The following is a 20246-nucleotide window of genomic DNA, read 5'->3' as shown; positions in this document are numbered from 1 at the left end:
TCCTGAATGTGGCTGTATTTTCTGGGCATAGCAAAAACCTCCTGTAGTAGTTTTATTCTACCACAGGAGGCCTTCTTTTTTCATTGTCTACTTTTACTGGAGCGGTTCAATTTCAAGGGCGCTCTCTTTTTGTATTATAGAAGTAAGAGACAAAACGGGAGCAAATGAGGGCAGAAGGATACAATAATTTGGTAGTGATTCATAAAACAAGGGCACGTTGATAGGAGGTTTTGACGAAAATGCTTGAATGCTGTTGACAAGGCGATGCTTGCATTGTATTATTGCACCATGATACAAAACAATACATTGACGATGACGGGAAGCCCTCCCGGTGTTCGGTGGTGTATTGCGGCGTGATCTGATGCAGGCGCGCAGCATTCGATCGGAATTGAACATTCACCCGAAGTTATGCCTGAAGGAGGTATATTTCATGTTTTGGATCGAGCTACTCATCGTTCTGGTGATGATCTTCATCGGAACCCGCAAGGGCGGACCTTTCATGGCACTTGCCGGCGGTATCGGCATGTTTATCCTGACGTTCTTCCTGCACGTTTCTCCTTCTGACCCGCCCATCACCGTCATCCGCATCATGATCGCGGTTATTCTGGCGGCATCTGCAATGCAGGCTGCGGGCGGTCTGGACTACATGGTCCGGCTTGCCGAGAAGATCCTGCGGAAACACCCGGAGCACATCACCATCCTTGCTCCGGTCATCGCTTACATCTTCACCTTTATGTGCGGCACCGGCCACATCGTTTACAGCCTGCTGCCGGTCATCAATGAGATTGCCATGGATACGGGCATCCGGCCGGAGCGCCCCATCTCGGCTACCGTCGTCGCATCCCAGAATGCCATCACCGCCTGCCCCATCTCTGCGGCTACGGCAGGCATCCTCGGTCTGATGGTTTCCTACGGCAACATCAACCTGTTCAATCTGCTGCTGGTCTGTGTGCCCGCAACGCTGCTTGGCTCTGTGGCGGCAGGCATCTCTGTGCTGCACCACGGCAAGGAGCTGAGCGAAGACCCGGAGTATCTGGAGCGCGTCAAGCAGGGCCTTGTTAAAGATTACAAGCAGAATAAGGCGGAAGAGAAGCCCGTTACCGGCAAGGCAAAGACTGCCGTGGTGATCTTCCTGGTCGCAATGCTGGCGATCGTTACCTTCGGTGCAATTTCCGCTCTGCGTCCCACCTTTGCAGATGGCTCCCAGCTGGGCATGACCACCATCATTGAGATCTTCATGATGCTGGGTGCAGCTCTCATCGTTCTGGTCTGCAAGTTCAACAGCAGCACCATGCTGGATCAGCCCGTTTTCAAGACCGGTATGTTCGCCGTGGTGCTCGCCTACGGTCTGTGCTGGATGGTCAACACCTTCATCGACGATCAGGCTTCCTACATCTCCGATACCATGGGCGCGATCGCAAACCAGTATCCTTGGGTCTACATCGTTGCCGTGTTCATCGTCGCAGCGATCACCACCAGTCAGGCTTCCACGACCATGATCATGGTCCCCATCGGCATGGCCCTGAATCTGCCCGTCTACATCATCATCGCAGGCTGGGTGGCATGCAATGCCAACTATGTGATCCCTGCCTCCGGCCAGTGTGTCGCCGCCATCGGCTTTGACTCTGCCGGAACCACCAAGATCGGCAAATATGTGCTGAATCACAGTTATATGCTGCCCGGTCTGGTCATGTCTGTGGTGACGATCGTGGCTGCCCTCGCTTTGGGCATGCTCGTATTCTGACGCGATCCCCCTATTCGGCATATACATCTTTCTCCGGAAAGCAGCTACGCCCGGTCCCTCTGAGCCGCACACTGATGTGGACAGGCGGCCGGGCGTAGTTGTTTTCTGACAAACTCCGTCAGTCATTGTAAAGGAGATCTTCGTATGAAATTTGCACCGATGAATTACCACTATCTGCGCTACCCGCTCACAAAGTTTCTGGATAAAGTGGAGCGCTCTCCCTTCGACAGCATCGACCTGTACTGTTCGGCACCGCAGCTGAACCTGTTCGACCATCCCCTCTCCCATCTGCTGGAGCTGGATGGGGAGCTGCGCCGCCGTCATCTGACGGTCGCGGCAATGACCCCGGAAAACTGCGTCTATCCCGTCAACTTCTGCACACAGGACCGGATCACCCGGGAATCCAGCCTGCGGTACTATCAGCGCGCCATCGACACGGCAGAGTTTCTGGGCTGTCCCCGGGTGCAGATCAGCACCGGCTTCGGGTACTTTGATGCCCCCCGGGAGGAGGCGTGGAACAACTGCCGGGAATCTATGGCACAGCTTGCCGCCTACGCAGAACGCAAGCACGTCACCCTGCTGCTGGAAGAGCTGAAAAACACGACCACGAATGTCCTCATCACCAGCAGGGATATTGCAAGGATGCTGGATGAGATCGACTCTCCGGCCATCGTGGGCATGGTGGATATGGATCAGATGACGTATGCCGGCGAGACGGTGGCGGATTACTTTGCAAATCTGGGCAGCCGGATGCAGTATGTCCATTTCAATGACCGGGGACATACGGTACCCGGAGACGGAGATTTCCCCATGAAGGACTATTACGAGCAGATCAAGGCGCAGGGCTATGACGGCTGCTACTCCTTTGAGATCTGCGACCGGCGCTACTACATCGACCCGGACAAGGCCATTGACGATACCGTGGCGTGGATGCGCGCCAACACGCACGAACTGGATTGAAACGGAAGGATATAAAGGAGAGCAATACCATGTGGACTCAGGAAATGTTTGGTGTTGAAAAACCCATCATCGCGCTTTTGCATCTGGATGCCCTGCCCGGCGACCCGGGCTACTGCGGCAGCATGGACACCGTGCTGGAGCACGCCCGGCAGGATCTCGTGGCGCTGCAGAACGGCGGCGTGGACGGAATTCTGTTTGCTAATGAATTCAGCCTGCCCTACCAGCCGGTGGCGGATGTGGCAGTGATCTCGGCGATGGCCTATATCATCGGCGCTCTGCGCCCGCTGATCCGGGTGCCTTACGGCGTCAATGTGGTCAAGAATCCGATCGCAACCATCGACCTTGCTGCTGCCACCGGCGCAAGATTTGCCCGGAGCTGCTTCTCGGGTGCATACATGGGAGAATATGGCCTTTATACCTCCAACAGCGGTGAGGCAGTCCGCCACCGCAAGGCACTGGAGATCCCGGATATGAAGCTGCTGTTTAAAGTGAACCCCGAGGCAGACAGCTATCTGGTGCAGCGGGATATTCAGGTGGTGGCAAAGTCTATCATGTTCGGCGGCTTTGCAGACGGCTTGTGCGTGTCCGGCGCTTCTGCCGGCAGCGAGCCGGATGATTCCATCCTGAACAAGGTCTACGAGGTGGCAAAGCCCCGCAATGTGCCGGTGTTCTGCAATACCGGCTGCCGCCACGAGAATGTGAGAGATAAGCTGAAATACTGCGATGCCGTCTGCATGGGCACTGCGTTCAAGAAGGACGGCGTGTTCAACGGGCGTGTGGACGAAGAGCGAGTGCGCAGCTTTATGGAGATCGTGTACGACATCCGCGCCCGACTGTGAGAAAGGAGAGCAGGATGAAACGCTATTTTCTGGGCATCGACATCGGTACCTTTGAGTCCCGCGGCATCCTGATCGATGAAAGCTTCCGGGTGGCGGCGGATGCCTCGGTGCCCCATGGGATGGACAACCCGCAGCCCGGGTGGTTCGAGCAGGATGCCGAGGCGGTCTGGTGGGGCGACCTGTGCAAATTGTGCCGGACCCTGATAAAACAGAGCGAAATCAGGCCGGAGCAGATCGCCTGCGTGGGCACCAGTGCATTGGGTACCGACTGCCTGCCGGTGGACGAACAGTGCCGCCCGCTGCGCCCGGCCATCCTCTACGGCATCGACGCCCGCGCATCAGAGGAAGCGGCGTGGCTGACAGAGCATTACGGACAGGCGCGGGTGCAGGAGCTGTTCGGCCATCCCATCTGCTCCGGCGACACGGCCACAAAGATCCTCTGGCTGCGGCGGCATGAGCCGAAGATCTACGCAAAGACGGCCTATTTCCTCACGGGCAGCTCCTTTTTGACAGCGCGCCTGACCGGGAAATATGTCATCGATCAGTCCCTTGCCAAAGGCTCGTTCCGACCACTGTACCAAGCGGACGGCAGTGTGAACGAGGCAGAGTGCGGGCTGTACTGCCGCCCGGACCAGATCGCGGCGTGTGCATGGTCCACAGACATCGTGGGCACGGTCACACTGGAGGCTGCGGCACAGACCGGCCTTGCCGCGGGAACGCCGGTCATTACCGGTACCGGTGACTCCACAGCAGAGGCCATCAGCGTGGGTCTGGTGGAGCCGGGCACGGCCTTTTTTCAGTATGGCTCCTCGATGTTCTATTACTATTGTACGGACCACTTCGTGGGCAGCTATGTTTCGCCGCAGGGCAACGGCGCCCTCAAGGGTGGGAAGGCGTTTACCGTGCCGGGCACCTATTGTCTGGGCGACGGCACCAATGCGGCGGGCACATTGACCCGCTGGGTGCGTGACCTGCTGTACAGCAAAGAGCTGGAAGCCGAAAAGCAGGGCGGCGAAAACGCCTACACAGTCATGGCGCGGGAGGCGGCTGCTGTGTCGCCGGGCAGCGACGGACTGATCATGCTGCCGTATATCTACGGTGAGCGAAGCCCCCTGCAGGACGCAGAGGCCACCGGAATGCTCTTCGGACTGAAAGGAACGCATGGACGGGCGCAGATCAACCGCGCTGCGCTGGAAGCCGTAGGCTATTCCACCTATCAGCACCTGCTGCTGTTTGAGGAGCTGGGGGTGCCGCCCCGGCGGATCATCACAGCGGGCGGCGGCACGAAAAACGCTGCATGGATGCAGATCATCTGCGACATGGCGGGAATGCCGCTGACCATTCCGGAGCCGTTCCAGTGCTCCAGCTACGGAGACGCCATGCTGGCGGCATTGGGCGTCGGTGCGCTGGAAAGTTTTGCCGCCCTGCGCGCTGCTTTACCGCAGAGCAGGATCTTGCAGCCGGACCGGAAAAATCATGAATTTTATCAGGAGCATTACCCGATTTTCCGGGATCTCTATCTGGAAAATCGGGACAGGATGCACAGAATGCAAAAATAAGGAGGAGACTGTCCTATGGTCATTGATACTCATATCCATCCGGCACTGTTTGCACCGATCTGTGAGGATCAGGAGCGCTTTCGCCGTCGCTGTGATGCCATGAATTATCATCTGATGAAGCCCTCCGACATGGCGCTGCTGCGCAAGCAGTATGCGCTTGCAGACATCGGACAGGTGGTGCTGCTGCCGGAGGACTGCTCTGTGGAGTCGGGGATGGTGGAGATCTCCAACGATGAGATCGCAAAGCTGGTGGCGCTGGATGCACAGTTCTATATCGGTATGGCAGCGGTGGACCCCCGCCGCCCCGATGCTGTGCAGGAGCTGGAACGTGCCTTTGCTGAGCTTGGGCTGGCCGGACTTGCAGTGAACACCGCACGGCTCAAAATGTACCCAACGGATGAACGCCTTGTGCCGCTGTATGATCTGTGCCGCAAATACCACAAGCCGATCATCTTCCACGCCGGCTTCTGTCTGGAAAATAACGCGCTGGCAAAGTATGCCCGCCCGATGGAATTCGAGGAGGTGGCGCTGCGCTGGCCGGAGGTCAACCTCTGCCTTGCTCATTTCGGCTGGCCGTGGGTGCAGGAGACGGCGGCTCTGCTGCTCAAGTACCCCAATCTCTACGCAAACACTGCACTGATGAACTTTGATGGTCCCTATCAGCTGTTTCCCAAAGTGTTCAAGCAGGACATGGGCGAATACTGGCTGGATCATAATCTGGCCGATAAGGTCATGTTCGGTTCGGACTCGCCCCGCATTCGCCCGGTGCGCAGCAAGCGGGGAATGGACAGCGTGGAGATGCTGCCCGAGACGAGGGAAAAGATCTACTGGAAAAATGCAATGCGCTTTTTTGGATGGGAGGGCCAGAACAAATGAGATTTGAGCTGAAGGAAGTAAGCATCTGCGCAGAGAAGGAGTTTGAGCTGATCCGCATCACCGACCCGGTGCGTGAATTTGTGGCACAGACCGGAGTAAAGAACGGCGTCGTCTATGTCATCACGGAGCACACGACCACCGGCATCATGGTGAACGAGAGCCTGCCCTGCGTGGAAAAGGATATTATGGAGACGCTGGACCGGATCGCGCCGGAAGACTATCCTTACCATCATAACCACTATCTGCCCACCTACGGCACCATCGGAGGCAATGCACCCGGCCATCTCAAGAGCTTGCTCACGGGGAACCACTGCGTTTTTCCGATCGCAGAGGGCAAGATCAAGCTGGGCAGCGCAGCGGATATTTATTTCTGCGAGTACGATGGCATCAAAAACCGCAAATATATGATCTACGTCATGGGCGAGTAAGGGGGCTGCGGAATGAAAAAAGCAATCGCAATGGCAGACAACTGCATTGATGTCTACTACCGGATGGACCGGTACTATCTGACGGGCAACAGCATCGACTTCGCCCTCAACTACAAGGCGCAGGGCGGAGACGTGACCGAAATGACCGTGCTGGGCAACGATGTCTTTGCGGATGCGCTGGTGGAGCGGCTGAAACAGCGCGATATTCCGCTGCGGGTGCTCAAAAGGATCGACCGCCCTACCGGTATGGCAAAGATGGACCTCGTAGACGGGGACAAAAAGCATCTGGAATTTCACGGCAACGCCATGGAGGAGATCGAGCTTTCCGCGGAGGATATGGAATTTGTCAAGGGCTTTGACATCGTGTATGCAGAGCGCTGGGCAAAGGCAGAGCGCTATATCGCTGCGCTGCGCCAGCCGGGGCAGATCTGGGTCTACGACTTTTCAAAACGACTGGAGCAGCCCTCCAACGACGCGCTTCTCCCCTATCTGGATTACGCCTTTTTCTCCTACGACAAGGATGATGACTATATCCGGGAATTTATGCGCCGCACGAAAGCGAAGGGCGCAGGCTGTGTGATCGCCATGCTGGGCGAGCATGGAAGCCTTGCCTACGATGGACAGAGATTCTATCATCAGGCGGCGGAAAACGTGCCGGTGGTAAATACGGTGGGAGCAGGCGATTCTTATATCGCAGCATTCACCTACGGCGTGAGCCTTGGGGAGAGCATCCCGCAGTGCATGGCGCGGGGCAAGGCCCTTGCGACCCGGATCGTGCAGCAGTTTGAGCCTTACTTGATTTAAAGGAAAAGGAACAATAACGATGGAACTTTCACAGTTGTGTGCAGCAAATTATCATTACAAGCGCTATACGCTGGATTATTTTCTGGAATCTGCCGAGCGGCTGGGCTATCAGTCTATCGAACTGTGGGCATCCGGCCCCCACCTCCATCTGGAGGATTTCGACACTGCCCGTCTGGCTGAGCTGAACCGTAAGATCAAGGCACATCATCTTGCTCTGCGCTGCTTTACGCCGGAGCAGTGCGTGTATGCCATCAGCGTTTCTCATCCGGATAAGGTCTATCGGGACCGCACCGTGGACTTTTTCAACCAGCACATCGAAGCGGCCGTGCAGCTGGACTGCGACCACATGGTGGTATCTACCGGTTTTGCTTATCTGGATGTGGATGCGGAGGATGCGTTTGGCTGGTGCGCAGAGGCAATGGGACGCATTGCCCGCAAGGCAGAGCAGGAGGGCGTGACGCTGGCGGTAGAGCCTTTTACCAAGTACACCACCCACATCTGCAATGAAGCAAGCCAGCTGCGCCGTCTGCTGCGTACGGTCAACAGCCCGCGCCTTATGGGCTTGGCGGATACGGATGTCATCGCCACGACGGCGGTGGATACCTTCTCCACCTTCCTTGATGTGATCGGCCCGGAGAATCTGGGACACGTCCATTTTGTGGACGGCAACCCCGGCGGGCATCTGGTGCCCGGCGACGGTGTTTTGGATCTGGACGGGGCACTGGAAAAGCTCAAGGCAATCCATTATACCGGTGCGCTGGGTCTGGAAGTGCTGGACCGCCGCTATGTCTTTGCCCCCGAAGCTGCGATGAAGCAGGCGATGGACTGGTATAAGGAAAGGATATAAACGCGCGAAAACCGGAAGAAGCGTATTTTATGAGATGCAAATTGCCTCGTGGAAAAAACAATTCATATGGGCGCAGACGCACCGCATCGTGTTATTCTGCAAAAAGTAGAACCGCTATATCTTGTGTCAGATGTGCAAGGACGGCATCTTGCAGCCTGATGGCGTAGGCCGAGGGACAAAGTATAAAATTGTTAAGTGAAAATTTGCGCTGACTTTTACGCTGAAAGTTTGATTTGCGCTGAATTTACGCTGACTTGGTATGGTTTGCGCTGAATTTACGCTGAGAAAAACGCGCGCCGCGCGATTAACGATCTTGCCGCGCGTTTTCTGCGGCTCAATCCTCCGGCCTGCCGTGGTCACACCCCAGCGACAGGTAGTGTTCCATCTCCCCTCTCAGCACCATCTGTGCGTACTCCAAGGGCTTGTTATAGAGCAGCCAGTCCAGCTCTGCCCGCTGTGCCGGGGTGTTGCCGTACTCATCCTCGACGGCGATGCAGCCGATGGCAAGAGTGGTGCCATCTTCGAACCGGGCTTCCACCCGATTGGTGTCCATGTTGTAGCGGCAGGAAAGTAATTTCATCATAGTCGTATCCTCCAAGACTTGATTTTTGGTGTGCGGTCACTCGAACCAATGCCGTCAAGTCGTTGTCGGATGAAGTGGTTTTTAGTTTGTCCGGGAGTAAGTGCACGGTTTCTGCACGGTTTTGCACGGTTTCAAAACGTGCAAAGGGTGCAAATCGTTGCAAAATCGGACAAAGGATGCAGAAACTCGAAGCTCAAAACCTGCGATGTATCGCCGAGAAATGACGTTAAAACGTAACTTCCAAAAATTGAGGGAATCGCCCGGCCTACTGATTCGTAGGAACCAAGAAGCACTTTTTGTCCATTCTTAATTTTACAAAGAATCGCATCTTTTGACATTATATCGTCATTTTATCGTTTCTTCTCCGCTGCATTCTCTGCATTGTTTGCACTCAGCTGCATCTATTTTCCAGCTTTTCAATGTGCAAAATATGTGCAAAAATGTGCAGCGCCTTTTGATGCTGGAAAAGCTGGAATTAAACTGTTTCTACAGGCAGTGGATTCTACGCACCTTTCACTTTGCACAGTTTCATTTTTTTCATGATTCAAAACTTCATCATCCACATCGGTTCTCCGGCAGGGGTTGGGACAAACAGAACGGCCGCCACTCACGTCACAATCGTGAAGGGCGGCCATTTTCATAAATTTAAAAGAAATCCGTCCAAAAATGCGAGATCCCTTCAACCTAGGCAGCTTGGCTCTGTCTAAATCGAAGGGATCTGCATCAGAATGAGAAAAGCAGAGGTTTCAGGCAGGAAAAACTTCTGCAAGAGAATGACGTAAAATTTTAGTGGCTTAGATTTTCCTTGAATTGGACAGCTTTTTGTACCCCATAGGGGGCGTAAGTCTCACGGGTCAAGGCCGGCAGAGCCTGGGCGACAAACTCTTCCCAGCTCTCAGCCTCTTGTCGCACCAGAATAGGATAATAATAGACCCCATTTTTCTCGGCGGCAGCCTGGTCGCCGGGGGCGTCCCCCACCATCAGGATGTGGTTGGGAGCATATCCCTTTTCTTTCAGGGCGGCGATGCAGGCGGCCTTGCTGCCCGCGTCCTGACAGCAGAGGACGTCCACCGAATCGGTGAGCCCGCAGCGGACCCATTCTTCTTCCACAGCTTCCCGGTTGGCGCTGGAAACGATGGCCACGTCCGCCACGCTATGGGCAGCGGCCAGGCCCTCGGCCACTCCGGCAAAGGGTTTCTTCTCCGACTCGGGCAGGGCGTCGATGGCGGCGTTGACCTTCTCAGACCAGGAGAGGGCTTTGGCCAGGGCAGGACCCTTGGCGGTCTCGATGGCCTTGGCGAGGGCCCCGTTGGAGAGTTCCGGGGCGTTCTCGGCCCAGGCGGCCAGCTCTTCCACCCCCTCGATGGGGGTGTACTGCTTGTCGATCTCGGTCAGGGCCAGAGCCAGGCCCTTGAACCGGTTGATTCCGCGGGTCATGGTGTAGAGGTTGATCTCGTTCCAGCGGTCGAGGATGGGTTTCTCCCATGCTTCGAGGCCCCACTCCTCCACCATGCAGGGGCCAAAGCAGCGGAAGTGCTTGATATCCATGGTATCCATGGCGCAGCCGTCCGAGTCCACGCAGACCAGGAAGTCTTTCTGTTTCTGGAAGATATTCAGTTCCTGCATAATAAACCTCCTTACAGGCGGGTATCCCACCGGCCGCAGAAGACGTTCTCGTCGGCGGTGCCCTTGAACTCGCTCTTGCCGGTCAGCTTCTCAATGGCGGCCCGGATGTGTTCCCGCTTGGGGGCGTAGGCGTTGACGAAGGTATGGATCTGGGGCAGGTCGATCAGGTGGTTGGTGTAGTTGAGGCTCATGGCCACGGTGGGGATCTCCTCGTTGTACCAGGGCAGTTCCATACTGTGGTTGCAGCTCCAGCGGAGACGGACATTGTTCTCCTGGGCGTAGCCCTTGACGTTGACCACGATCAGGGCCCAATCATGGGTCTTGATAAACTCTTCCCGGCTGGAATGGCCCAGCATTTTGACAAAGTTCATGGGGGAGACGCCGTTCTCCACCTCGAGGGCGTGGAAGTTGGGGCAGAGATCCACCTCGAAACCGGCCTTTTCCAGCTCTTCCACCACAACCTGTTTCACGGGGTCGCCCTTGTAGCCCTTGGAGGTGGGGGTGGAGCCGACATACACCAGGAATACCCGCTTTTTCTCGGCGGGGTTGACAGGCAGATTGCCGCGGGTATCCTTCACCAGGGTGATGCAGCTGTCGGCTGCCTGGGCAGCGTAGTTCTTGTGCTCATCGCAGCCGATGCAGTCCAGGCCGCTCTCGGCGGGGATGCGGACCGACTCCTCGTAGAGGTGCAGGTGGGCCTTCATGCCCAGAACCCGGTGGAGGGCATCCGAGAGCCGCTCCTCGGTCAGCTCGCCCCGATCATAGGCGGCCTTGAGGTAGGCGATATCCTCGCCGATGTCGTTGGCAAAGAGGATCATATCGCAGCCCGCGATGATGGCGCCGGGGATGGCGTCCTTCCGCTTGGCGGTGGCGGTCATGCCCACCATGTGGGTGGCGTCGGTGATCACCACGCCATTGAAGCCCAGCTCACCACGCAGCAGGCCGGTGATCAGTTCCGGGGCCATGGTGGCAGGCTTGATGTCCTTGTCCTGGATGCCGGGGCAAAGCTTCCGGCTCATTTCAGGCAGGGCAATGTGGCCCACCATGACCGCCTCCAGGCCGTCCGCAATCAGGGCCCGGTAAACCTTGCCGAAGGTGGCTTCCCAGTCCTCCACCCTCAGGTTGTTGACCCCCATGGCCAGGTGCTGGTCCAGCTCCTCCACGCCGTCGCCGGGGAAGTGTTTGGCGGCGCAGGCCATGTTGGGGTTGGCGTCCTTGATGCCTTTGATGTAGGCCTTGGCGTTGGCGATAACCTTGTCGGGGTCGGAGCCGAAGGACCGGGTGTTGACGATGGTGTTCCGCCAGTTCATGTAGACGTCGCACACCGGGTTGAACATCCAGTTTGCACCCAGAGCCGAGGCCTCCCGGCCTGCCACCAGGCCCACATGATAGGCGTTTTCGGTGCCTTCACCGGCGCCGCACTCCACAGCGGTGGCCACAAAGGTTCCCTCCGGGGCTGCGCCGTTGCCGCCGTCGTCACAGTTGGCAGCGATCAGCAGGGGGATCTTGGTATGCTTTTGGAAGGTGGTCAGCTGGTTGTAGATCTGCTGTTTGTTGCCTCCGTTCTGCCACCGCAGGCCGCCCATGTGGGACTTGTCCAGCAGGGCTTCCACCTGCTTTTCCCCGAAGCCGGGCTGGGCCTGGAGGATCACAAAGAGTTGGTCCAGTTTTTCCTCCAGGGTCATGCCAGCGATGGAATTTTCCACCCAATGAACCTGCTCATCGCTGAGATAAAAAGGTTTTGCTTTTAGATTGACCATCAATAAATCCTCCTGGCCAAACCGTGGAATGATTCGGGTAGATTTATTCTTTTTTCAGGAAAAGGGCCCGGTTTCCCAGGCCCTTTTCTTATGGGTTTATGTATTGCTATATTTAAACTTCCTTCATGATAGGATCAAACACATCAAACCAGAGGCTCTGTCCGCTACTCTGGGTCGGCTCCCAGACCGGCAGGCCCTCGCCGTTGGGGTCGCCTGTCTTGGCGAAGTTGGTCAGATACTCCACCATCGCATCGGACAGAGCGTAGTCGCCATCCGTAAAGGGCCGCCAGCAGTTTTCCAGGGTGCCGAACCAGTACCACAGGTCGGCGCTGTGGAAAGCGCCCTTTTCGTCGCCGGGCAACTGGCGGGCGAAGCAGTAAGCGTAACTGTCCACCGGCTGCTTGGCACACCAAGCCAGAGCGTCAGCCGCCAGGCCGGGCACCTGATCCTCGGTATTGCCGCCGCACAGATAGGGAACCTGGAGGGTATAGCCATCCCCCGGGAAGGAGACGTTGTCCCAGACGGGACCCATGTTGGTTGTCACACCCCGGAAGCCGTAGTTCGGGTTGCCGAACAGAGCGCCCATGGCCGCCAAAGCATCCTTGGCTGGCAGGGCCCGCAGCTCCTCAAGGGTAGAGGCGCCGGTGGCTTCCTTCCAGACATTCCAGAAGTCGTATTTGGCCTCCATCCGCTCTTTAGGAGCAAAGAGGGAGGATACGTCACCTGCGCCGCTGGACATAACCACCTGCTTGACCAGATCATTGGTGGCCCGGGTGCTGCAAAGCATCTGGACGCTGTCGGCGCCGGCGCTCTGGCCCATCAGGGTGATGTTGTCGGGATCGCCGCCAAAGGCCTCAATGTTGTCGTGGACCCACTGGAGGGCGCACAGCTGGTCATACAAGCCATAGTTGCCGGTGTGGCCCGCCTCCTCGGCCAGCTCGGGCAGGCACATATAGCCGAACAGGCCGAAGCGGTAGTTGATGGTGACGCCAATGACCCCCTGGCTGGTCCAGGCAGGCTCATCAAAAGTCTTTTCCCAGCCGGAGCCGCCCATATATGCGCCGCCGTGGATATAGACGATGACCGGCGCTTTCTTGGCGTTGTCGGGGGCCCAGATGTTCAGGTACTGGCAGTCCTCGCTGTAAGTGTAATCCAGCCCCTGGCGGAACTCGATGTAATAGAAGGGATCGCGGCCGTTTTTATCCTCCGGGGTAAAGGCGTTGCCCTGCATGGCGCAGGGGCCGAACTCGCTGGCATCATAGATGCCGTTCCAGTGGGACACCTGCTTGGGGTACTCCCAGCGGCCGGCCTCTGCATAGCGGATGCCCTTATAGGCGGTCACGCCAAGGGTTTTGGCTGCAACGCCCCGGATATACCCACAAGGAGTGCGGCGCAGATGGTCAAAGAAGGGCAGGCAGGCGGAAGCACTACTGACCGGGGCCAGGCTGGAAAATGCGCCGACGGCTGCGGCAGCGCCCATACAGTTCAGAAACTTCCGGCGGGAAATCATGTTTTTCATAAAGATTCCTCCTTTTAATTTTTTTAAAACACAGATTTGAGAGCAATGAGAAAAGCCCGTCCTGTCTTTTCCGTCAATTTATTCGCTCAGGTCCCGGCCATTGGAGGCGATGACCTTCTTGTACCAGTAGAAGCTGTCCTTGGGATAACGGCCCAGATCCTTCAGGTCGAACTCGTCCCGGTTGATGTAGACAAAGCCGTACCGCTTCTTGAAGCCCTGGTGGGTGGAGATCAGGTCGATGGCCGACCAGGGGCAGTAGCCCATCATCTCGCACCCGTCCGCGATGGCGAGACCCATCTGCTCAATGTGGGCTTTCAGATACTCGATCCGGTAGCCGTCGTGAACCTTGCCGTCGGCGGTCAGCTCTTCGGCGGCGCCGACCCCGTTCTCGGTGATGATCATGGGCAGACCGTACCGGCCATAGATCTCCCGGATGGTGACCCGCAGGCCCACCGGGTCGATCTCCCAGCCGAAGGGGCTCGCCTTCAGATGGGGGTTCGCACAGCCCCGGAACATCCCACTCTCGCCCCGGGCGGTCTGCTGGTCGGTGGCCTGGGTCAGAGGACGGCTGCCGTCGTCCTCCTCGCAGGTGAGGGTGTTATAGTAGTTGAAGCCGATGAAGTCGGGTTTGCCTGCGGCCAGGGCCTCGGCGTCCCCCGGCTCAAAGACCGGCAGAGCGTCTTTCTCTTTCAGCCAGGCCCAGACGATCTCGTTGTACCTGCCCCGGACCGCTACATCCAGATAGAGCCAGTTGCGCATGGCGTTGTAGTTCTCCGCCGCGATGGTGTCCTCCGGCTTGGAGCTGGCGGGGTAGACAAAGCTGATGTTAGGGGCCGGGCCGATCTTGGCCCCGGGGCACATTTCATGGCACAGGGCCATGGCCTTGGCCTGGGCCACCAGCATCCGGTGGTTCTGCTGGTAGATCTCCCGCAGGACGTTCTTGCAGTCTTTGGGGATCACCAGGGTGTGGAACCGCTCGGCCAGGAAGATGAGGACGTTCTGCTCGTTGATGGTCAGCCAATATTTGACCCGGCTGCCGTAGTTCTTATAGAGGATGGAGGCGTAGTCCACGAACCACTGCACCGACTCCGGGCTGCCCCAGCCGCCCCGCTGTTCCAGGGCGGCGGGCAGATCGAAGTGGAACATGGTCACCAGAGGCTCGATGCCCTGCTTGAGACACTCATCAATGACATTGCTGTAAAATTCCAGACCTTTGGGGTTGACTGCGCCGGTGCCCTCGGGGAGGATGCGGGACCAGAAGATGGAAAACCGGAAGGTCTTGAGACCCATCTCGGCCATCAGGGCGATATCCTCCTTGTAGCGGTGGTAAAAGTCGCTGGCCACCGAAAAATCCGCCGTTCCGGGGATGGGTTTGTGCAGGTCCCGGCTGATGGGGCCCCGGCCATCCTCGGCGGCTGCGCCCTCACACTGGAAGGCGCTGATGGAAGCTCCCCAAAGAAAATCCTGCGGGAAAGCAGCGGAAACAGAATGCTTCATGATGGTTTATCCTCCAAGGTGCTTACAGGGAACTCAAATCTCAATGTCCTTTTCGCGGAACAGGACCATGGTCAGCGCAAAGCTGACGCCGATGCCGGCCACCGCAGCCAGCAGCAGCGGCAGGACGGCGGGATTCTCGGTGTTGATGAGGGTGGGCAGTGCAAAAATGCCGCTGCCGGGAGCATACTTCTTGACTCCGGTCAGGCCGCAGACAATGCCCGCAGCTGCGCCGCCGATGCAGGAGATGATAAAGTACTTGATGCGGGGCAGGGTAATGCCGTAGATGGCGGGCTCGGTGACGCCGAAGATGCCGGAAATTACGGTGGGCAGAGCCAGATCACGGAACTCTTTGTTTTTGGCGCGCAGCCCCAGCTGATTTTGGTGTTCTCGGTGTCCGGGGTGTTCTTCAGCAAGTATTTTCCGGCAGGGTTCCAGCTGCATCTGCCGAAGGATGTGGAACTGGTCATGCTGACCTGCAATCCGGACTACCGCCCGGAGCCCTATGTTACCATGACTCTGAATACGGGTACCGGCCACTATCTGGACGGCGCCAATCTGAGTCTGGATTTGCTGGGAAATCTGATCTGTCAGCAGTATTTCAACGAAGAAACGTATTGAAAAGACAAAGGAGCAGGAGCTTTGCACAAAGCTCCTGCTCCTTTTTTGTGCATATTGGGAAGCTGTAACCAAATCTGAAACAGTCTCCCCGAATGCGGTACAGTGGATCTATAGACACTGCCGGGCCGGCATGATATCCTTGACGCAAGTTCTAGTTTCGTTGCACGTTTCAAGCAAAATTTGAGCGGTCATTCCAGTTCGCTGCACAAAAAGGAGGAATGTCGACCCGATGCTTTCACCCGATTTTCTTTGGGGAGGCGCCACAGCGGCCAACCAATACGAGGGTGCCTACCGTGAAGGCGGGCGCGGTTTGTCGGTGAACGATGTGCACCGCGGCTGTCATTGCGGCCAGACCCGGCAGATTGACGGCCAGATCCAGCCCGGCGCCTACTATCCCAGCCACGAGGCGGTGGATTTTTACCACCATTACAAAGAGGACATTGCCCTGTTTGCTGAAATGGGCTTCAAGTGCTTTCGAATGAGTATCTCCTGGAGCCGGATTTTCCCCCAGGGCGATGAGGAAACACCCAATGAGGCCGGGCTGAAGTTCTACGACGAAGTCTTTGCGGAGCTACACCGGTACAACATGGAGCCGGTGGTGACCCTGAGCCACTACGAGATGCCCCTGGCCCTGGTCCAAAAATACGGCGCCTGGCGGGACCGCCGGCTGGTGGAGTTTTTTACTCGCTATTGTGAGACGGTGTTCCGGCGGTATAAGGGCGTTGTCCGGTACTGGCTGACCTTCAACGAGATCAATGCCCTGATGCTCAGCAGCCGTCCCTGGCTGCAGGCGGGCCTTGTCTATGGAGAGGATGAAAACGCCGCCCAATCCATGCTGAACGCCGCCCACCATCAGCTGCTGGCCAGCGCCCGGGCGGTGCGGCTGGGGCATGCGATTGACCCGGCCAACCGGATTGGCTGCATGCTCCTGTACCCGCTGCGTTACGGGGCCACCTGTGCGCCTCGGGACCAGCTGGAGGCCTACCAGCAGATGCGCCAGACCTATTACTTTGGGGATGTCCACTGCCGCGGCCGTTACACGGGGGCCTGTCAGGCGGTGTGGCAGCAGTTTGGCGCGGAACCCAGCCGCCAGCCCGGCGACGAAGAAATTTTGGCGCAGGGTACGGTGGACTTCATTGGGTTCAGCTACTATTGCTCCAACATCGTTGGCGCCGGCGTGGATGAAACGGGAGGCAATATCCTGGCCGGAGGCCGAAACCCCTATTTGGAAAGCAGCGAATGGGGCTGGCAGATTGATCCCACGGGTTTGAGATTGGCGTTAAACTATCTCTACGATCGCTATCAGAAACCGCTGTTCATTGTAGAAAATGGCCTTGGCGCACGGGATACGGTGGACCAGGACGGCCAGGTGCAGGATGACTACCGCATCGATTATCTGGCCCGGCACATCCGGGCCATGATGGACGCTGTGGAGAAAGATCATGTGGAACTGATGGGGTATACACCCTGGGGCTGCATTGACCTGGTCAGCGCCAGCACCGGTGAGATGAGCAAGCGCTATGGCTTGATCTATGTGAACAAGGACGATGATGGCAACGGGGATTTGTCCCGCAGCCGGAAAAAGAGTTTTTACTGGTACAAAAAAGTGATTGAAACCAACGGGGCTATTGTAAAGGAGTAATGCTTCTATGAAAACCATTTACCTGTTCTGCAACCAGGGTATGAGCACCAGCATGCTGGTGAAAAAGGTGCAGGCCGCCGCCGCTGCCATGCAGTATGATGTCACCATTGCCGCCTGGCCTCTGTCGGAAGTGGATGTGAAGGGCGCAGAGGCGGATATGATTCTGCTGGGACCCCAGGTCCGCTATGCCGTCAAGAAGATTGCCGCCCAGTTCCCTGATAAAAAGGTGGATGCGGTGGATATGCGGGCCTATGGCCTGATGGATGGAAAATCCGTAGTTGAAATGGCCAAGAAGGCCCTGGGGGACTAAGCTATGGATGAAAAACTGCTGGTAACGATCTTCCAGATCATTGGCGCTGCGGGTAGCGCCAAGTCCAACTACATGGAAGCAATGGCAGCCGCCCGGGAAGGCAACTTTGACGAGATCGACCGCCTCTTGAAAGAGGGCGATGATTTCTACAAGGAGGCCCATGATATCCACATTGACCTGCTGGGGATGCAGGATTCCGAGGAAGGCCTGCCCACCAGTCTGATTCTGATCCACGCCGAGGACCAGATGATGAGCGCGGAACAAACGCGCATGATGGCAGAAGAATTTATTTACCTGTACAAAGATAAATACGGCGTGAAAGACTAATCGCTTGAGGCGCTGAAACAACAGACGGCCGCCCTCCACGCACCGTGGCGTGAGGGGCGGCCGTTTTGTCTATAAACCGCCGCCTCGTCCGTCTGGGAAGAAGCGGCGGTTTGATTTTTGAGCAATCAGGCGGAACCGTAGGCGGCCTCGGCCTGATCGAGGGTTTGCCGGATGCGTTCAACGTAGCCCGACTTCCACAGCATACACATGATGCTGTCGCAGCCCATCAGGGAATGGCTGCCGTCCAAAAGGGCGGTTGCCCGGCATCCGCCGCCGCATTTGTAGCGGTACGCACAGGCGGCGCATTCGGCATTGGCTGCAAACAAGTCCTTGATTCTTCCGTTGACAAACTGCATATAGTAGCTGTTGCTCAGCCCCTGCTTCAAACCGATGTCCTGTATTTTGGGGAAATTCTCCTGGTCCGGGCTGGATGTCATGGGCATACAGGGCAGCAGGCGGCCTTCCGGCGTGATATAGCAGGACATCCGCGCCGCACCGCACATGTAACAGTTCAGGCACTTTTCCGTGCCGTCGTGGGCTTCTGCTACGATCTTGCCGGGCTGGTCCCGGCGCAGAACAACCATGTTGGCGAGGGTCAAATACTCAATGGGCTTGCCCGCCTGATAATACCAGGTAATATAGGGCAGCATCGCCTCGATGAATTCCTGATTGGTCAGGGCGTTTCCTTCACTGTTGTGCTCCCACAGCGGTGTGGGGGCCACGTTGGACGCTTTTACATTCTGGACGCCCACGTCCCGCAGCGCTTCGATGGTCTGGGCAAATGTGTCCACATTGCCGCGGTGAATGCACATTTCCACATCGGTCAGGAATCCGCGCTCGTCACAGAGTTTCAGCGCCTGCAAAGCGGCGTCTTCTGCACCGGGCACACCCCGCATCCAATCATGCCAGCCCACACCATCAAAACTGATGGAAATACCCGGTTTGATGTTCCGGCGTTCCAATTCGTTCAGCACCTGTTCGGTCAGCAGCCAGCCATTGGTATAAATCGTTCCGATGGTCATTTTGTAGGAAAGAATCCGGTCCACCAGCTGCCAGAAATCCTTTCGGATCAGGGGCTCGCCGCCGGTGATATCCACCCGCAGTACCCCGCAGTCTGCCATTTGGTCGATGAAATCGAAGGCTTGTTCGGTGGTGAGTTCGCCCAGTTTCCCGCAGGGGGCGTCCATGAAGCAATGCCGGCAGCGGTAATTGCATCGCCCCGTGATGGACCAAAATATATTCCGGACATATCGGTTTTTGTAGAAGGTATAATATTGATCTTTATCCAGTGGCAGCGGGCACGCACACGGTTCGATGAGACCTTCTTCCTCGCACTGCTGCAGGGTCTTCCGCATGGCGTCGTTCAGAAAAGGGCTCAGTTCGGTTTGGCCATCGCAGAGCAGAAGCAGCTGAAACATTTCTTTGGAAAGCAGACGGGGCCAGTTTCCGGGGCGTTGGATCAGCATCCAGGGCGTTCCTTCCCAGCCCCGCAACACATATTCCGGTTTGAGTCTGTAGAGCATATGGCATTTTCTCCCCATAATTAAAAATCGACAAACAGATATCCGATACCTGTTTGTCGATCCTTACTTTGTCAGGCACTGAAATCATTCAGCTGCCATAACACCTCGGTACATGAATCGGTTTTATCCATGTTTATGATACGGTGTTAGGACAGAGGAGGTTTCAGATCGCCGCCGGACATCTGCAGACCGTTGTGGCATTCGTGGCCATTCTCGCTGGACCAGGTCACGCAGCTGTTGGTGCCGTCCAGACCGCTGGTGGTGATGACGTCGCTGTTGTCAAAACAGATCACTTCAGCGGAGGCCTTTGCGTAAGGTGCTTTCATGGTGGAACGCATCGATGTACACTCTCCTTTCAAGATATAGAATGGAATTACTTGGAACGGGCCCGCAGCAGAATGCCGGTGGCTATCCCTGGGGAATGCCGCCGGTTCTGTTCCGGCTGCCATTGGGGATGAAACCGGTGGGATTCTTTTGTACGGAACCCGACCCGCCGCAAATCCCCTGGCGCTTGGATTCTAGGGGAAAGACGGATTTAGTGATTCTGGCTGTTGTTGCCTTTGCAGTTGCCCTTGCTTTGGCCGTGCAGGCAATCGCCGTCGTTGGTGCCGTCGAGCCCGCTGGTGGTGATGACGTCGCTGTTGTCAAACAGGACGATCTCAGCTGCTGCCTTTTCGTAATCCATAAAAATTCCTCCCCATTGAATCCGGTGGTTTCTTTGCAGATGACAGTATATCGGATTTGGCGGGCACTGTCAATCAATAGCGCTGATTTGGTTCGAATT

General features: G+C 56.9%; 21 protein-coding genes. 12 read left to right on the top strand and 9 right to left on the bottom strand.

Annotated elements, in window-relative coordinates; genetic code table 11:
• The first annotated feature begins 430 nt into the window (after window positions 1–430).
• From B5F27_RS10735 to B5F27_RS10700, 8 genes are all read left to right on the top strand, one after another.
• Entirely contained in the window at window positions 431–1744 is a 1314-nt protein-coding gene (locus B5F27_RS10735) for an anaerobic C4-dicarboxylate transporter (protein ID WP_087367504.1), read from the top strand.
• A 144-nt stretch (window positions 1745–1888) separates the two neighbouring features.
• A complete protein-coding gene (locus B5F27_RS10730) occupies window positions 1889–2704 on the top strand; it encodes a sugar phosphate isomerase/epimerase family protein (protein ID WP_087367500.1) in 816 nt (271 codons plus the stop codon).
• Window positions 2705–2733: 29 nt separating this feature from the next.
• Window positions 2734–3543: a BtpA/SgcQ family protein gene (locus B5F27_RS10725; RefSeq protein WP_087367497.1), complete on the top strand. Its 810-nt coding sequence runs from the start codon at window positions 2734–2736 to the stop codon at window positions 3541–3543.
• A gap of 14 nt (window positions 3544–3557) precedes the next feature.
• Window positions 3558–5102: an FGGY family carbohydrate kinase gene (locus B5F27_RS10720; protein WP_087367494.1), complete on the top strand. Its 1545-nt coding sequence runs from the start codon at window positions 3558–3560 to the stop codon at window positions 5100–5102.
• 15 nt (window positions 5103–5117) lie between these two features.
• Window positions 5118–5978 (top strand): amidohydrolase family protein, encoded by an 861-nt coding sequence (locus B5F27_RS10715; protein WP_087367491.1) that lies wholly within the window; start codon window positions 5118–5120, stop codon window positions 5976–5978.
• Window positions 5975–6406, top strand: coding sequence for a secondary thiamine-phosphate synthase enzyme YjbQ (locus B5F27_RS10710; RefSeq protein WP_087367488.1), 432 nt, complete (start codon window positions 5975–5977; stop codon window positions 6404–6406). The genes B5F27_RS10715 and B5F27_RS10710 overlap by 4 nt, the downstream gene beginning before the upstream one ends.
• A 12-nt stretch (window positions 6407–6418) precedes the next feature.
• A complete protein-coding gene (locus B5F27_RS10705; protein ID WP_087367485.1) occupies window positions 6419–7210 on the top strand; it encodes a PfkB family carbohydrate kinase in 792 nt (263 codons plus the stop codon).
• 19 nt (window positions 7211–7229) lie between these two features.
• Window positions 7230–8057 carry a sugar phosphate isomerase/epimerase family protein gene (locus tag B5F27_RS10700; RefSeq protein WP_087367482.1) on the top strand — a complete coding sequence of 276 codons (828 nt, stop codon included), beginning with the start codon at window positions 7230–7232 and terminating at the stop codon, window positions 8055–8057.
• A gap of 334 nt (window positions 8058–8391) precedes the next feature.
• On the opposite strand, the gene B5F27_RS10695 is transcribed toward B5F27_RS10700, so the two are convergent.
• The 6 genes from B5F27_RS10695 to B5F27_RS10670 all read right to left on the bottom strand — a co-directional run bounded on the left by B5F27_RS10695 (window position 8392) and on the right by B5F27_RS10670 (window position 15483).
• On the bottom strand, window positions 8392–8640 hold the full coding sequence (locus B5F27_RS10695; protein WP_087367479.1) for a DUF6061 family protein: 249 nt from the start codon (window positions 8638–8640) through the stop codon (window positions 8392–8394).
• Between the two features lie 786 nt (window positions 8641–9426).
• Window positions 9427–10266, bottom strand: coding sequence for an HAD hydrolase-like protein (locus B5F27_RS10690; protein WP_087367476.1), 840 nt, complete (start codon window positions 10264–10266; stop codon window positions 9427–9429).
• 11 nt (window positions 10267–10277) lie between these two features.
• Window positions 10278–12026: a glycoside hydrolase family 3 N-terminal domain-containing protein gene (locus B5F27_RS10685; protein WP_087367473.1), complete on the bottom strand. Its 1749-nt coding sequence runs from the start codon at window positions 12024–12026 to the stop codon at window positions 10278–10280.
• A 112-nt stretch (window positions 12027–12138) separates the two neighbouring features.
• The gene (locus B5F27_RS10680) at window positions 12139–13545 is read right to left on the bottom strand and encodes a carboxylesterase family protein (protein ID WP_087367470.1); all 1407 of its coding nucleotides are present in this window, start codon (window positions 13543–13545) and stop codon (window positions 12139–12141) included.
• Window positions 13546–13623: 78 nt separating this feature from the next.
• A complete protein-coding gene (locus B5F27_RS10675; protein WP_087367468.1) occupies window positions 13624–15042 on the bottom strand; it encodes a glycoside hydrolase family 1 protein in 1419 nt (472 codons plus the stop codon).
• A 33-nt stretch (window positions 15043–15075) separates the two neighbouring features.
• Window positions 15076–15483, bottom strand: a complete 408-nt coding sequence (locus tag B5F27_RS10670) for a hypothetical protein (RefSeq protein WP_087367465.1) — start codon at window positions 15481–15483, stop codon at window positions 15076–15078.
• Window positions 15484–15507: 24 nt separating this feature from the next.
• On the opposite strand from B5F27_RS10670, the gene B5F27_RS16820 reads away from it, so the two are divergent.
• The 4 genes from B5F27_RS16820 to B5F27_RS10655 all read left to right on the top strand — a co-directional run bounded on the left by B5F27_RS16820 (window position 15508) and on the right by B5F27_RS10655 (window position 17939).
• On the top strand, window positions 15508–15660 hold the full coding sequence (locus B5F27_RS16820) for a hypothetical protein (RefSeq protein WP_158098234.1): 153 nt from the start codon (window positions 15508–15510) through the stop codon (window positions 15658–15660).
• A gap of 229 nt (window positions 15661–15889) precedes the next feature.
• Window positions 15890–17302, top strand: a complete 1413-nt coding sequence (locus B5F27_RS10665; RefSeq protein ID WP_087367461.1) for a 6-phospho-beta-glucosidase — start codon at window positions 15890–15892, stop codon at window positions 17300–17302.
• A gap of 7 nt (window positions 17303–17309) precedes the next feature.
• Window positions 17310–17612, top strand: coding sequence for a PTS sugar transporter subunit IIB (locus B5F27_RS10660; RefSeq protein WP_087367459.1), 303 nt, complete (start codon window positions 17310–17312; stop codon window positions 17610–17612).
• Window positions 17613–17615: 3 nt separating this feature from the next.
• Window positions 17616–17939, top strand: a complete 324-nt coding sequence (locus B5F27_RS10655; RefSeq protein ID WP_087367456.1) for a PTS lactose/cellobiose transporter subunit IIA — start codon at window positions 17616–17618, stop codon at window positions 17937–17939.
• A gap of 125 nt (window positions 17940–18064) precedes the next feature.
• Here the strand turns inward: B5F27_RS10655 and B5F27_RS10650 are convergent, their stop codons facing one another.
• From B5F27_RS10650 to B5F27_RS16815, 3 genes are all read right to left on the bottom strand, one after another.
• On the bottom strand, window positions 18065–19405 hold the full coding sequence (locus tag B5F27_RS10650; RefSeq protein WP_158098233.1) for a radical SAM protein: 1341 nt from the start codon (window positions 19403–19405) through the stop codon (window positions 18065–18067).
• Between the two features lie 203 nt (window positions 19406–19608).
• Entirely contained in the window at window positions 19609–19800 is a 192-nt protein-coding gene (locus B5F27_RS10645) for a hypothetical protein (RefSeq protein WP_087367449.1), read from the bottom strand.
• A gap of 197 nt (window positions 19801–19997) precedes the next feature.
• Window positions 19998–20147, bottom strand: a complete 150-nt coding sequence (locus B5F27_RS16815) for a hypothetical protein (RefSeq protein ID WP_158098232.1) — start codon at window positions 20145–20147, stop codon at window positions 19998–20000.
• Window positions 20148–20246: the final 99 nt, after the last annotated feature.

This window comes from Faecalibacterium sp. An192 (assembly GCF_002160175.1).
Classification (GTDB): Bacteria; Bacillota; Clostridia; order Oscillospirales; family Ruminococcaceae; genus Faecalibacterium.
This window is presented reverse-complemented; position numbering and strand designations above follow the sequence as displayed.

Excerpts from the sequence above, each read along its gene's own strand:
- B5F27_RS10735 (WP_087367504.1), top strand. The coding sequence starts at position 431 with ATGTTTTGGATCGAGCTACTCATCGTTCTGGTGATGATCTTCATCGGA.
- B5F27_RS10730 (WP_087367500.1), top strand. The coding sequence starts at position 1,889 with ATGAAATTTGCACCGATGAATTACCACTATCTGCGCTACCCGCTCACA.
- B5F27_RS10725 (WP_087367497.1), top strand. The coding sequence starts at position 2,734 with ATGTGGACTCAGGAAATGTTTGGTGTTGAAAAACCCATCATCGCGCTT.
- B5F27_RS10720 (WP_087367494.1), top strand. The coding sequence starts at position 3,558 with ATGAAACGCTATTTTCTGGGCATCGACATCGGTACCTTTGAGTCCCGC.
- B5F27_RS10715 (WP_087367491.1), top strand. The coding sequence starts at position 5,118 with ATGGTCATTGATACTCATATCCATCCGGCACTGTTTGCACCGATCTGT.
- B5F27_RS10710 (WP_087367488.1), top strand. The coding sequence starts at position 5,975 with ATGAGATTTGAGCTGAAGGAAGTAAGCATCTGCGCAGAGAAGGAGTTT.
- B5F27_RS10705 (WP_087367485.1), top strand. The coding sequence starts at position 6,419 with ATGAAAAAAGCAATCGCAATGGCAGACAACTGCATTGATGTCTACTAC.
- B5F27_RS10700 (WP_087367482.1), top strand. The coding sequence starts at position 7,230 with ATGGAACTTTCACAGTTGTGTGCAGCAAATTATCATTACAAGCGCTAT.
- B5F27_RS10695 (WP_087367479.1), bottom strand. The coding sequence starts at position 8,640 with ATGATGAAATTACTTTCCTGCCGCTACAACATGGACACCAATCGGGTG.
- B5F27_RS10690 (WP_087367476.1), bottom strand. The coding sequence starts at position 10,266 with ATGCAGGAACTGAATATCTTCCAGAAACAGAAAGACTTCCTGGTCTGC.
- B5F27_RS10685 (WP_087367473.1), bottom strand. The coding sequence starts at position 12,026 with ATGGTCAATCTAAAAGCAAAACCTTTTTATCTCAGCGATGAGCAGGTT.
- B5F27_RS10680 (WP_087367470.1), bottom strand. The coding sequence starts at position 13,545 with ATGAAAAACATGATTTCCCGCCGGAAGTTTCTGAACTGTATGGGCGCT.
- B5F27_RS10675 (WP_087367468.1), bottom strand. The coding sequence starts at position 15,042 with ATGAAGCATTCTGTTTCCGCTGCTTTCCCGCAGGATTTTCTTTGGGGA.
- B5F27_RS10670 (WP_087367465.1), bottom strand. The coding sequence starts at position 15,483 with ATGCAGCTGGAACCCTGCCGGAAAATACTTGCTGAAGAACACCCCGGA.
- B5F27_RS16820 (WP_158098234.1), top strand. The coding sequence starts at position 15,508 with ATGCTGACCTGCAATCCGGACTACCGCCCGGAGCCCTATGTTACCATG.
- B5F27_RS10665 (WP_087367461.1), top strand. The coding sequence starts at position 15,890 with ATGCTTTCACCCGATTTTCTTTGGGGAGGCGCCACAGCGGCCAACCAA.
- B5F27_RS10660 (WP_087367459.1), top strand. The coding sequence starts at position 17,310 with ATGAAAACCATTTACCTGTTCTGCAACCAGGGTATGAGCACCAGCATG.
- B5F27_RS10655 (WP_087367456.1), top strand. The coding sequence starts at position 17,616 with ATGGATGAAAAACTGCTGGTAACGATCTTCCAGATCATTGGCGCTGCG.
- B5F27_RS10650 (WP_158098233.1), bottom strand. The coding sequence starts at position 19,405 with ATGCTGATCCAACGCCCCGGAAACTGGCCCCGTCTGCTTTCCAAAGAA.
- B5F27_RS10645 (WP_087367449.1), bottom strand. The coding sequence starts at position 19,800 with ATGCGTTCCACCATGAAAGCACCTTACGCAAAGGCCTCCGCTGAAGTG.
- B5F27_RS16815 (WP_158098232.1), bottom strand. The coding sequence starts at position 20,147 with ATGGATTACGAAAAGGCAGCAGCTGAGATCGTCCTGTTTGACAACAGC.